This is a genomic window from Clostridioides sp. GD02377 (genome assembly GCF_045899875.1).
GTDB lineage: Bacteria > Bacillota > Clostridia > Peptostreptococcales > Peptostreptococcaceae > Clostridioides > Clostridioides difficile_A.
Genome location: NZ_JBJODA010000016.1, coordinates 116,548 through 130,493 on the forward strand (window position 1 = coordinate 116,548; position 13,946 = coordinate 130,493).

General features: G+C 28.8%; 11 protein-coding genes. 9 read left to right on the plus strand and 2 right to left on the minus strand.

The features are described from left to right. Positions 1-3 precede the first annotated feature (3 nt). From Q3304_RS14755 to Q3304_RS14785, 7 genes are all read left to right on the plus strand, one after another. Positions 4-912: a glycosyltransferase family A protein gene (locus tag Q3304_RS14755; RefSeq protein ID WP_407814464.1), complete on the plus strand. Its 909-nt coding sequence runs from the start codon at positions 4-6 to the stop codon at positions 910-912. A gap of 47 nt (positions 913-959) precedes the next feature. Further along, positions 960-1,712: a glycosyltransferase family 2 protein gene (locus Q3304_RS14760; protein WP_054271349.1), complete on the plus strand. Its 753-nt coding sequence runs from the start codon at positions 960-962 to the stop codon at positions 1,710-1,712. A gap of 26 nt (positions 1,713-1,738) precedes the next feature. After that, positions 1,739-3,034: a UDP-glucose dehydrogenase family protein gene (locus Q3304_RS14765; protein ID WP_407814465.1), complete on the plus strand. Its 1,296-nt coding sequence runs from the start codon at positions 1,739-1,741 to the stop codon at positions 3,032-3,034. A gap of 5 nt (positions 3,035-3,039) precedes the next feature. Continuing rightward, positions 3,040-4,131 (plus strand): glycosyltransferase, encoded by a 1,092-nt coding sequence (locus Q3304_RS14770; protein ID WP_219672929.1) that lies wholly within the window; start codon positions 3,040-3,042, stop codon positions 4,129-4,131. Between the two features lie 83 nt (positions 4,132-4,214). Further along, positions 4,215-6,128: a polysaccharide biosynthesis protein gene (locus Q3304_RS14775; protein ID WP_407814466.1), complete on the plus strand. Its 1,914-nt coding sequence runs from the start codon at positions 4,215-4,217 to the stop codon at positions 6,126-6,128. Between the two features lie 198 nt (positions 6,129-6,326). After that, positions 6,327-7,034: a C40 family peptidase gene (locus Q3304_RS14780; RefSeq protein ID WP_054277358.1), complete on the plus strand. Its 708-nt coding sequence runs from the start codon at positions 6,327-6,329 to the stop codon at positions 7,032-7,034. Positions 7,035-7,334: 300 nt separating this feature from the next. After that, positions 7,335-9,449: a cell wall-binding glycosyl-hydrolase Cwp19 gene (locus Q3304_RS14785; protein WP_054271344.1), complete on the plus strand. Its 2,115-nt coding sequence runs from the start codon at positions 7,335-7,337 to the stop codon at positions 9,447-9,449. Positions 9,450-9,639: 190 nt separating this feature from the next. Here Q3304_RS14785 and Q3304_RS14790 read toward each other — a convergent pair whose 3' ends face one another. Together Q3304_RS14790 and Q3304_RS14795 are read right to left on the minus strand one after the other, a co-directional pair. Then, entirely contained in the window at positions 9,640-10,605 is a 966-nt protein-coding gene (locus tag Q3304_RS14790) for an LCP family protein (protein WP_054271343.1), read from the minus strand. 213 nt (positions 10,606-10,818) lie between these two features. Further along, the gene (locus Q3304_RS14795; protein WP_054271342.1) at positions 10,819-11,775 is read right to left on the minus strand and encodes an LCP family protein; all 957 of its coding nucleotides are present in this window, start codon (positions 11,773-11,775) and stop codon (positions 10,819-10,821) included. A 368-nt stretch (positions 11,776-12,143) separates the two neighbouring features. Here Q3304_RS14795 and Q3304_RS14800 point away from each other — a divergent pair, with 368 nt between their 5' ends. Both Q3304_RS14800 and Q3304_RS14805 read left to right on the plus strand, forming a co-directional pair. Then, positions 12,144-12,932, plus strand: a complete 789-nt coding sequence (locus Q3304_RS14800) for an HAD family hydrolase (protein WP_407814467.1) — start codon at positions 12,144-12,146, stop codon at positions 12,930-12,932. Between the two features lie 21 nt (positions 12,933-12,953). After that, positions 12,954-13,946: PAS domain-containing protein (locus Q3304_RS14805; RefSeq protein WP_407814468.1), on the plus strand; the 993-nt coding region annotated here is incomplete at its 3' end.

The window sequence follows — 13,946 nt, forward strand, 5'->3', positions numbered from 1 at the left end:
TTAATGTATAAATATAAATTTACTGTATTTACTCCAACATATAATAGAGCTCATTTACTTGAAAATTTGTACAATGATTTAAAAGTTCAAACTTATGACTTCAATGATTTTGAATGGTTGATTGTTGATGATGGAAGTGAAGATGGTACTAAAGAATTAGTTGAAAAATTTATATCAGAAAATAAATTAAATATAAGATATATATACAAAGAAAATGGAGGAAAACATACTGCAATAAATCTAGGTGTAAAAAATGCAGATGGAGAACTATTTTTCATTGTAGATAGTGATGATGGTTTAATTAAAGATTCTCTTGAAATTGCTAATGATGAATGGAATTCTGTAGAGAATAAAGAAGGATTTAGTGGAGTTGTTGGACTTTGTGTATACCCAAGTGGAGATTTAATAGGGACAGAAATGCCTGAAGATAAGAAAATATGTCACTTTGCAGACCTATATTTTAAGTACGGTGTTAAGGGAGATAAAAGTATAGTATTTGTAACTGATGAACTTATAAAATTTCCTTTTCCAGAAAGAAAAGAAGTGAGATTTTTACCAGAAAGTGTAGTATGGAATGAAATGTCTAAATACTATAAAGTTAAATGTGTAAACAAGCCTATGATAATAAGAGATTATTTGGATGATGGTTTAACAAAAAATATCTTAAGTAAAAATTCGTTAAGAGGTAGAGCATTAGAATTTTTATATTTGATAAATCAAAATACATATCCTTTAGGTAGATATCCATATATGTGGATAAAAAATTACATAAATTTAGCTAGATATTCGTTATTGTCTGATAGCCATTATTTTGGAGAAATCAATAAAATATCTGATAAATTGTTGTATTTAGTATTATTCCCATTAGGATATTACAAATATATTGGACAAAGAAAATTAGTATCTAAGTAAACTTGTTGGTATAGTACTGCTAGTTGCTATATAAGGAGAGTAAAAATATGAATGAGCCTTTAGTATCGATAATTACTCCTGTATATAATTCAGAAGAGTTTTTATCAGAGACAATAAAGTCAATCCAAAATCAAACTTATAAAAATTGGCAGCTTTTATTAGTGGATGATTGTTCTAAGGACAATTCAAGTGAAATTATAAAAAGTTTTCAAAAAGAAGATGCTAGAATAAAATATATAAAGCTTGAAAAAAATTCTGGAGCTGCAGTATCTAGGAATGTAGGAATTAAAAATGCGGAAGGACGATTTATTGCATTTATAGATAGTGATGATTTATGGGATAGTAAAAAGTTAGAAATTCAGATAGGATATATGTTAAAAGAAAATATCGGATTTTCTTTTACATCTTATAGATATATGAGAGAAGATGGAACAAAAACAAGTAAAGTTGCAAGAGCTCCTAAAAAGATTGACTATGAAGGACTACTTAGAAATACTATAATAGGGTGCTCTACCGTAGTCATTGATAAGAATATCGTAGGCGAATTTAATATGCCTTTGGTAAGAAGAGGACAAGATACTGCAACTTGGTTACAATTACTTAAAAAAGAAGAGTATGCGTATGGTATTTATGAAGATTTAGTAAATTACAGATTAGTTGGAAATTCTATATCTAGTAATAAAATAAAAGCATTAAAAAGAACTTGGAATACTTATAGAAATGTTGAAAATTTAAGTTTGCCAAAAAGTCTATATGTATTTTGTTTTTATGTCTTTAATGCTATCAAGAAGAGAGTATAAGTTTTATATACTTGGAGGTAAAAATAATGAAAATAGCTATAGCTGGGACTGGATATGTAGGATTGGTTACAGGTGTTTGTCTAGCAGAAGTAGGTAATGAGAATATAATTTGTGTTGATGTAGACGAACAAAAGGTTAAATCAATGAAGCTAGGAATAGCTCCTATATATGAAGAAGGCCTAGAAGAACTTATGGTTAAAAATTACAATAGAGGAAGAATAGATTACACTACTGACTATAAAAAAGCTTATGAAGATGTAGATGTAATATTAATAGCTGTAGGCACACCAGAGAGAAGTGATGGTTCAGCTAATTTAGATTATATAAAGGCAGTTGCAAAGCAAATAGCTGAAACTGTAACGAAAGATACTCTAGTGGTAATAAAATCTACAGTGCCAATTGGTACAAATGAAGAAATAGAAGATTATATAAGTAGAAATTTAAAAAATGATGTAAAAATAGAACTGGCATCTAATCCAGAGTTTTTGTCACAAGGAACAGCAGTAAGAGATACTTTACATGCCTCAAGAATCGTTATAGGTGTAGAAAGTGAATGGGCTAGAGACATATTACAGAAAATTTATGAGCCTTTTAATCAACCTATAATAGTTACAAATAGAAATAGTGCTGAAATGATAAAGTATGCATCAAATAATTTCTTGGCACTTAAAATATCATTTATGAATGATATTGCAAATCTTTGTGAAATAGCTGGAGCTAATGTAGAAGATGTGGCTTTAGGAATGAGTTATGATGATAGAATTGGAAGTAAGTTTTTAAAGGCAGGTATCGGGTATGGAGGTTCTTGTTTTCCAAAAGATACAAAAGCACTTCATTGGTTATCTGAACATAATGGCTATGAACTAAAAACAGTAAAGGCTGCAATCGAAGTTAATGAAAGTCAGAAGCTTAAATTAGTTAGAAAAGCATCAAAGTTAGTTGAGAGTTTTCAAGATATGAAGGTTGCTGTACTAGGTCTTACTTTTAAACCTGATACTGATGATATAAGAGAAGCACCATCTATACCAAATATAAAATATTTGCTTGAAAGAGGAGCAAGAGTAACAGTATATGACCCAATTGGTGTCAGCAATACTAAGAAAATATTTGGCGATTCTATACTTTATGCCAATTCTATAGATGATACAATAGAAGATGCAGAGATATGTTTTATAATGACAGAATGGAAAGATGTCTTAAATTATGATATACATAAGTATAAGGAAAAGATGAAAAATCCTTTAGTTCTTGATGGAAGAAACTGCTATAAGGTTAAAGACATGAGAGAACTTGGGATTGAGTATTATTCGATAGGAAGGTAAAGATTATGAAGACTGTTTGTTATTTAGCTGATGGGTCAAATCCTCATACTTTAAAATGGTGTAGTTTTTTTAAAAATAAAGGATATGATATTCATGTAATCTCTCTAAATGGAGGTCACATGGAAGGGATAAAAATTTATGACTTTGGTTCTAATGTAGAAGAACTAAAGAATGAAAAAATTTCTAAAAAAACAGGATATTTAGGCTCAATAAAAAAAATAAAGAAGTTAGTGAATGAAATAAAGCCAGATATATTGCATGCACAATATGCAAGTAGTTATGGATTTATAGGAAGTTTACTTGGGTATCATCCATATATTATTTCTGTTTGGGGTACTGATATTTACGATTTCCCTAACAATGGTTTTATACAAAAACAAATTATAAAGCATAACTTTAGAAAAGCAGACTATATTTTTTCAAATAGTAGAGATATGGCTAAAGAGGCTAATAAATATACAGCAAAACATGTAGATGTAACCTTTTTCGGAGTAGATATGGATAGATTTAAACCTATGGAAGTAGAAAAAGAAGATGCTTTTGTAATAGGAATTATAAAAAGTTTAGAAAAAAAATATGGAATAGAATATTTAATACAAGCTTTTAAGATGTTGAAAGATGAATATAAAGATAAGAGAATAATTCTTAAAATAGGTGGCTCTGGGAGCCAGATGGACAACCTAATAAATTTAACTAAGGAATTAGGTGTAGAAGAAGATGTTCAATTCTTAGGAAGAATATCTCCAGAGAATGTCAGCAAGACTTTTAATTCTTTTGATGTAACTGTGTTTCCTTCTTTAAGAGAGGGATTTGGTGTGGCAGCTATAGAATCAGAAGCCTGTCAAGTACCTGTAATAGTTACGAATGTAGGTGGACATCCAGAATCTGTATGGGAAAATGAAACTGGCTTAATTGTAGAACCAAAACAACCAGAAGAAATAAAAAATGCAATAGTAAAATTAATGGAAGATGACGAACTTAGACTTAGTATGGGTACAAAAGGACGTCAGTTTGTTAAAGAAAATTATGAAGTTAATCTAAACTTTAATGATATAGAAAAAATTTATGACTCTATATTAGATAAACATAAAAAATAAAATTAAAAAATACAGCAAAAGATAGATGTTGTTGGCTATGCTTAGGTGCGTAGCTTTTGCTGTTTAATGGAGGGCTTCTAGTTATGCGAGAAAGTATAGATTTAGAGAAAGAAAGCTTTTTTAATAAGCTTTTTAAGAAATATAAATTTAGACAATTAACATTATTAATTCTAGATATTTGTAGCGTGCTAGTAGCATTTCGAATGTCTTTAAGTCTTACAGGTAATTTAAATGTATTTACTATTAATGATGTAATAATTTCAGTTTGTATATATATTGTACTTCATATAGTATCATTTAGATTATTTAAGTGTTATAACACATTATGGAGATATGCAGGCGAAGAAGAAATTGTCTCTATTTTTATTGCAACTTTAGCCTATTTAATACCAGCTTATATAATCAATAAATTATTGGGCTTTGACTATCCCATAATGTTTTATGTATTAAATACAATATTTATTATAATGTTTACAAGTGGTGCAAGAATAGCGTATAGAGCTATAAGAATAGTCATGAATAAGACTTATTCTAGAGGAAAGGTTTCAAATATCCTTATAATTGGTGCAGGGGATGCTGGAGAAATGGTTATACAGGAGTTAAAAAGAAATCCAGAACTTAAAAAAGTAGCAGTGGCTATAATAGATGATGATGAAAATAAGGTTGGAAGAATAATTCATAATGTAAAGATTGTAGGGACAACTTCAAATATAAAAGATGTAGTTGAAAAATACAATATAGATGAAATAATCTTTTCAATTGCAAATATAGAAAAATATAGAAAAAAAGAAATTATTGATATATGTAAGAATACTAATTGTAAAATAAAGACAATACCAGGAATTTACGAAATTATAGACGGAAAAGTAGATATAAAACAGATTAGAGAAGTAGATATAGAAGATTTATTGGGGAGAGAGCCAATAAAAACAAATTTAAGAGAGATAAGCAATTATATTGAAGGAAAAGTAATTCTAATAACTGGAGGTGGAGGCTCAATTGGTTCAGAGCTTTGCAGACAGATTGCAGGATTTAATCCTAAAAAGCTTATTATAGTTGATAATTATGAAAATAATGCTTATGCGATACAACAAGAATTGATTAGAAAATATAGAAATAAATTGGATTTAAAGACAATAATAGCATCAATAAGAGAAGAAAAAAGAATGGATGAGATATTTAATAAATATAAGCCAGAAGTAGTATTTCATGCAGCAGCACATAAACATGTTCCTCTTATGGAATCAAGTCCTGGTGAAGCTATAAAGAATAACATATTTGGGACTTTAAACATAGCAGGCTTATCCTCAAAATATAGAGCTAAGAAATTTGTTCTTATATCTACAGATAAGGCTGTAAATCCTACTAACATAATGGGAGCTACTAAAAGGGCAGCTGAAATGATTATACAGACTATTAATGCTGAAAGTGAGACTGAATTTGTTGCTGTTAGATTTGGAAACGTACTTGGAAGTAATGGAAGTGTAATTCCACTCTTTAAAAAGCAAATAGAAGATGGTGGGCCAGTTACAGTTACACATCCAGATATCATTAGATATTTTATGACAATACCAGAAGCAGTAGGATTGGTTATACAAGCTGGAGCTATGGCTAAAGGTGGAGAAATATTTGTGCTTGATATGGGAGAGCCTGTAAAGATATTGGATTTAGCGAAAAATTTGATTAAATTCAGTGGATTTGAGCCAGATGTTGATATAAAAATTGAATTTTCTGGTCTTAGACCAGGAGAAAAATTATATGAAGAACTACTTATGTCAGAAGAAGGTCTATTGGATACAGAGCATAAAAAGATTTTTATTGGGAGACCAATAGATGTTGATAGAGAAAAAATAACAAAATACTTAAAACTTTTAAGAGAAATTACTAACAATGAAGAAATTGAAAAAATAGATAGTGTTATGAGAAAATTAGTGCCAACTTACATTAAACCAGAAGATGCTAATGTCAAGGAAATTGCAATAACTCGGGAGAAGTAGAATATATTTCTAATTTGTAACCAGGGGGAGCAAAAAGAAACAAATATATAAGAAAAAGAAACAAAAGATTACAAAAAGATTACAAAAAGATTACAAAAAAGGTTGCAATTTATTTTGATGTAAGTTAGAATGTTAATTAGGAATTGGAAACGAAGGAACAAAATGTTAAATTTTCGAAAGGATTAGGTATTTGAGATTATGATGAATATTAAAAATAAAAAACATATATTAAAAAAATTTATAGCTATGGTGTTAATAGCAGGAGTTGTCACAGTAGAAGCAGGAGCAATAACAGCTAGTGCGGCAGAGCTAACTAATTCACCTATGACTGCAACAGTAGACCAATGTGATTTCTTAAATATGAGAAGTGGAGCTAGTGCAAATGACTCAGTAGTAGGAAAGATAAACACAGGAGACAAAGTTGAGGTTTTAGAATTACATTCAAATGGATGGCTTAAAATAAAAACAGTTGACAATGTTACAGGATGGGTAAATGGAGACTATTTAACTATTGAAGGTGGAAATGTAGATGCAAAGGTACAAAATGTTTTAAACTTAGCATTTAAGCAACAAGGTAAGCCATATAGATGGGGAGCAACTGGACCAAACTCTTTTGATTGTTCTGGGTTCACTTCTTATGTCTATAAAAATGGAGCAGGAGTTAATTTACCAAGAGTATCAAGATCACAAGCAACAGTAGGAAAGAAAGTATCAAGAGCAGAATTAAAACCAGGAGATTTAGTTTTCTTTGGTTCAGGTGGTTCAATTAATCATGTTGGATTGTATGTAGGAGATTCTAAATTCATACATTCACCACAAACAGGAGATGTAGTAAAAGTTACTAGCATGGCTCCAGGAACAAATTATGGAAGAAGACTTATAACTGCTACACGTGTTTTACAATAATAATATAGATTTACATAGGATTGAATATTAACATTAAGTATGTAGAGTTACATTTGATGTTTTACATAAATATTGAAACGGTTAGTAATATTAAAATAGCAATGAACGTTATAAAAACAGCAAAGAAGATAAATTTCTTTGCTGTTTTTTTTATAATAAATTATCTCATATTATAATCAAATATTAAATATAAATTTTAACTATATTATTCAATATTTGACAGATAATATGAATTTTAGATATACTTAGTAAGGAGTATATTGTAAAAAAAAATAAATTTTAGAAATTAAGGGGGATGAAATGAAAAAAATAAGTATATTAGTATTATCACTTATAATGACACTTACAATGTGTAGTGTAAGTTCATTTGCTGATTCATCAAATGACAAGGAAATGAGAGCTGCTTGGATATCTACAGTTTATAACTTAGACTGGCCTAAGACTAAAAATAATGAAGCCAAGCAAAAAAAGGAATACACAGATTTATTAGACAAATTAAAAAGTTCAGGGATAAATACGGCAGTGGTTCAAGTAAGACCAAAATCAGATGCTTTATATAAATCAAATATAAATCCATGGTCTGAATATCTTACAGGGACACAAGGTAAAGACCCTGGATATGACCCATTACCATTTTTAATAGAAGAAGCACATAAAAGAGGTATGGAATTTCATGCATGGTTTAATCCATACAGAATAACTATGGCAGATGAGAGTATTGATAAATTACCAGCTAACCATCCAGCAAAGAAAAATCCAAGTTGGGTAATTAAACATGGAAATAAGTATTACTATGACCCAGGTTTGCCAGAAGTTAGAAAGTACATAGTTGATAGTATAGCAGAAGTTGTTCAGAATTATGACATAGATGGTGTTCATTTTGATGATTACTTCTATCCAGGAGTAAGTTTCAATGATAATGCAACATATCAAAAATATGGAAATGGACAGAATAAAGACAATTGGAGAAGAGAAAATGTAAATACTCTACTTAGAGATGTAAAAGCATCTATAAAGAGTATAAAATCTAATGTTGTATTTGGTGTAAGTCCAGCTGGTATATGGAGAAATAAGAGTAGCGACCCAACAGGTTCAGACACATCAGGTAATGAAAGTTATGTAGGTACATATGCAGATACAAGAGCTTGGATAAAACAAGGATTAGTTGATTATGTAGTTCCACAACTTTATTGGCCAATTGGTCTTAAAGCTGCAGATTACTCTAAATTAGTGGCATGGTGGGCTAATGAAGTAAAAGGAACAAACGTAGACTTATACATAGGACAAGGTATATATAAGCAAGGTCAATCAAGTTATAATGGACAAAATATAGCAAAAGAAATAGTACAACAAGTAACATTAAATAGAAAATATAGTGAAATAAAAGGTAGTATGTATTTTTCAGCTAAAGATATAGCAAATAGTACTTCTATACAAAATGATTTAAAGAGTTTATATTCTAGTAGTAATGAAGAACCAGTTACTCCACCATCAAATGTTAAAGTGGAAAAGTTAAGAGGTAATGAAAGATATGATACGGCAGTAGCAATAAGTAAAAAAGGTTGGGCTACAAATTCAGATACAGTAGTATTAGTAAATGGATATTCTATAGTTGATGGTATAACATCAACACCACTTGCTACAGCAAATGATGCTCCTATATTATTAGTAAATAAGGATAATATACCAACATCTACTAAGGATGAGATAAAAAGACTTAATCCAAGCAAAGTTGTTCTAATAGGAGGAAATAACTCTATTGGAGATAAAGTTGAGAATGAAATAAAGGATACACTATCAAATGTGTCAATAAATAGAGTTGGTGGTTCAGATAGATATAGTACATCTTTATTAATAGCAAAGGAATTAGTAAAAACTAATCCAGTAGAAAAATTATATATAACAAGTGGTACAGGTGAAGCCGATTCTCTTTCTATAGCTTCAAAAGCAGGAGAGGAAAAGCAACCAATAGTATTAGTATCAAAAGATAATGTAAGTGATGATGTTTACAACTGGATATCAGACTTAAAAGTAAAGGATGCTTATTTTATAGGTGGTAATCTAAGTATATCTGATTCAGTAATAAATAAATTAGATAAGGTTATTACAAATGATGTATCTAAAAATAGAATAGCTGGAGAAAATAGAGAAGAAACAAATGGAAAAGTAATACAAAAATTCTATCCAAATGCTGAATATCCATCAATGTTTGTAAGTAAAAGTAATCAGTTAGTAGATGCTTTAACATCAGGTCCTTTAGCAGCTAAATTGAAATCACCAGTAGTTATGCTTGGAAATAGTGTAACATCTGCTCAGAAAACTGCCTTAGAGCCTAAGAAAACGACTCTAGTATATGAAGCAGGTGATGGTATAAATCAAACTTCATTAAATACTTTCTTAAACTTAGTTAAGTAATAGAAAAATTTGTTTGAAATAGAGCCTATTTTATAAAGATAAAATGAGGATTATAGATATAAACTAGAAAATAAAAAAGAACTATATACACTTTATAATCAAGTATCATAATAACTTGAAGATAATTATGTGATATAGTTCTTTTTTTATGTTTAATCTTATATTTACAATAAACTTTATGTTAAATTTCTTATTCTTTAAATTCTATATCATTAAATATAAAATCATGTAATATGTCTAATGTATCTGGGTCAAATCTCAGAACCCATCCAGCTTTTCCATATATACCACCTGTACTGTGAATTTCATCATCAATAGGGAATTCAAATTGCTTAACATTCAAGTCGCCCATTTTTAAAACTTGAGCTCCTAAAGAAAGTATCGCATTAGGTTTCATGTTAGTTTTAACATATGGAAGAACAGCATCTAATAAACCTGGATATTTAGTGACAGGTAAAGTTTCTGTTTTCTTGATTATAGCCTGTATAATCTGTCTCTGTCTGCCGTCTCTAGCAAAAGCTGTATCGTTGTGTCTGATACGTGCAAAAGATAATGCTTGGTATCCATTTAAAGTTTGTTCTCCTGATTTTTTAATGTATTGTATGCTACCTTTATCATCACTCTTATTCCAACCATAAGTTTCAGGAATAAATTTATTTAATTCTTGTATTTCACCTTTTTCAATGGTAACTTCAACGCCACCAATAGCATCAATTATATACATAAATGATTCGAAATTAACACAAGCATAATTCTGAATATCGATATTAAAATTCTCTTCAATTGTTTGTATTAATAAATCAGCTTGTCCATAAGCATAAGCATGAGTAAGTTTTTGTTTACCATGACCAGGGATGTCTACATAACTATCACGAGCTAATGATGTAAGTTTGATATCATTGTGCTTGTTATCAATAGTAAGTATCATCATAGCATCTGACCTTGAAGAATCTTCGTTTGGTCTAGCATCTGTTCCCATAAGTAGTATGTTAGTTATTCCATTTTCATTTTTATGGTCATTATTATTTAACAAATTACTATCTATGCTCGAGTCATGAATAGCAGATAATTTATAATAAAAATATCCATAGACGCTTATAGGGAATATTACTACCAAGAAAGCCAGTAGTATAACAAATTTCTTTAATTTTGACAAAAGTACCCCTTCTTTCTTCTTTTTCCTGTATATTTTTTAATAGCATACACTTAATTATATTAAAGTATTGAGATATATTCAATACTTGTTTGAGTTACAAAAAAAAGACAAAGATATAACTTAAAATAAAAACACACCTCACAATTGCAAAGAAACTTGCATTTGAGAGGTATGTACTTACTATAAAATTATTGATTTGTTTTAGATAAATACTTATTCTTCCAACATAATGTCCTCAAATATAAAATCATGCATTGCATCTAATTCATATTCTTCAAAAGGAATTACATAGCCTGCATCACCTATTTTTCTACCATTTTCAGTAGAAAGAGGGAATTCCATAGATTTAAGGTTTAAATTTCCTATGCTCAACAAATCTTTTCCTAAAGATATTATTTCATTAGGATTCATATTAGTTTTTACATATGGAAGTATTGTATTAACTAGATTAGGATATTTAGTAACTGGTAAATCCTTAACACCATTTATTAAGCTTTGTATAACACTTCTTTGTCTTCTATCTCTTTGGTCTGTACTATCATTTTTTCTTATACGAGAAAATGCAAGTGTTTGGTATCCATTTAGTTTTTGCTCACCTGAGTTTCTTATATATTTAAGAGAACCTTTGTCATCACTTTTATTCCACTTATAAGTTTCAGGTATAAACTTGTTTAATTCTCTTATTTCACTCTTATCAACAGTAACAGTTACTCCACCTAAAGCATCGACTATATCCATAAAAGAGAAAAAGTCAACTACAGCATAGTTTTGTATGTCAATTTCGAAGTTCTCCTCTATAGTTTCTATCAATAAGTTAGCTTGTCCATATACATAAGCATGTGTTAGTTTTTGCTCTCCATGTCCTGGTATATTAACATAAGTATCTCTATTTAATGAAGTCAATTTAAGGCTTTTATTTTTATTATCAATAGTCAGTATCATCATGGCATCTGAACGAGAAACTTCTTCTCCTGGTCTTGCATCTGTACCTAATAATAATATATTTGTGATACTTTCTTCATTTTTATAGTCATTACTACTAAGCGCCTCTGTATTTATACTATCATCTTGGATAGTTTTTAGTTTAGTAAAAACATATCCATATATGCTAACAGGAAATGCTATAACTAAAAGGGCTAGAAATATAACGAACTTTTTGAGTCCTGACAATAATATCCCCTACTTTCTAAATTTTTTAATTACACACAGTTAATTATATTAAAAATTTGTTACATAAGCAATAAAAAACACAATAAATTAGCATAAGTTTGTCATAATATAATTATTTTTATAATGTTTTAAAGAAGAAAGTGTGTAGTTATTATTAATTTCCTTGGAATATAATTATATTATGACTTAAATTTTTATAAATGGATGTACATATTGAAAAAAATATTTTCCTAGATGTACTTATATCAACTTACAAAATGAGCAAATTGTAATTTAAAATTTTTAGTGTATAATAGGAATTGAAAATTTAAACTGATAAAAAATAATAAAAAATAATCATAAATTATATAATTTGGGGGAGGAAATGTATGATAAAATTAATAGCAACAGACTTAGATGGAACTTTGTTAGATGAGAAGAGCGAAATAAATCCAGAGTTTTATAAAGTATTTGAAAAATTAAGAGAGAGAGGGATAATGTTTTCAGCTGCAAGTGGTAGACAGTATCAGAATCTTATAAAGAAATTTGAAGATATAAAAGATGATATGATGTTTATCTCAGAAAATGGAACATTGGTAGTATATAAAGGAAAAGAGATATTATCAAATCCTTTGGACAAAGAATTAGTAAATGAAATTATAGAGACAACAAGAAGCATAGAAGGTAAGAAAATCGTAATGAGTGGTAAAAAATACGCTTATATAGAAAGTAAAGATGAAGCGTTTATAGATGAAGTTAGTACTTACTATGCAAAGTTTAAAGTTGTAGATGACTTGACTAAAGTAGAAGGAGATGTATTAAAGATAGCCGTATTTGACTTCAAAGGTGCAGAACATAATAATAGTATCTACTTTGAAAAGTTTTCTGATAGAGCTCAGGTGTGTATTTCTGGAGTAGAATGGCTTGATTTAACTGCAAAAGGTGCAAATAAAGGAAGTGCTATAAAAAAAGTACAAAGAATGCTAGATATAAAATATGAAGAAACTATGGTATTTGGCGACCAATTGAATGATGTAGAAATGATGAAGAGTGCTTATCATAGTTATGCCATGGAAAATGCAAATGAGTATTTAAAAGAAATTGCTAGATTTAGAGCAAAAAGAAATACTGAGAATGGCGTTGTAGATAAGATAAAAGAGGTCATGAAAATAGGATAGCCATTTATAGTGGGGGTCTAAATGAAAAAGATTATTTTGGCTGGTATAAATGATAAGTTAAAAGTAGCATATAAATTGCAACTTGAAAAGGTATTGGGAGATGTTGCAAAAATAGAAGCTTATGATATAGAAGATTCAAACTTGTCAAATTGTGATGTTATAGTAGCAATGAATTATTTAGATGAACAGATAGTAGATAAATGGATAAAGAGAAATAAAGAAAAATTAGTTTTAGTAAAAACTATGTATACTAAAGATGCAGTGGAAAAGTTGAGTAAAATTCCAAAAGGAAAAAGGGTTCTCATTATAACTCCTGAATGGATATATACATTAGAATGTATAGCAATACTAAAAAAGTTAGGGATAAATCACATTGAATTTATACCATATAACAAAGAGTTGTTTGGTGTGCATATAGAAAATGTAGATACAGCAGTTTATTTGGGAGAAGTTTTTTATACACCAGATTTTGTTACAAATTTTATTGATATCGGTTGGAGAGAAATTGTATATAATGGATATTTAGAAATATTGGAGAGACTAGAAGTAGACCCAAGTGTAGTATCATCTAAGTTAAAAGTAGTGAAAGAAAATGTATATAGTGAAGATGAGATTGATATTAAATCTATAATGGAAGATTTGAAATATAAAAATCGAGTAAGACATTTAATTGATTCAATACCGATAGGGATGATTATTTTAAATCAAGATAAAACTATAGAGCTATATAATGACTATGCAAGAAAATTACTTAATATAAAGGAAAGTAATATAGGAAAAAATTTAAGTACAATTAAGCCACTACTAAATATATACAACTTATTTAAACGTACAAATCTTAAAAAGAATATATATTACTCAGATAAAACTTTAAATAAGGAATTTATAGTCAGTAAAAACAATATAAACTTTATGGGTAAAAATTATCAAGAATCTATTTTTATAGATGAAGTGTTTGAAGCATATAAAGGAAATACTGGAAAGATAAATAAATCTTATTTGGCTAAATATACG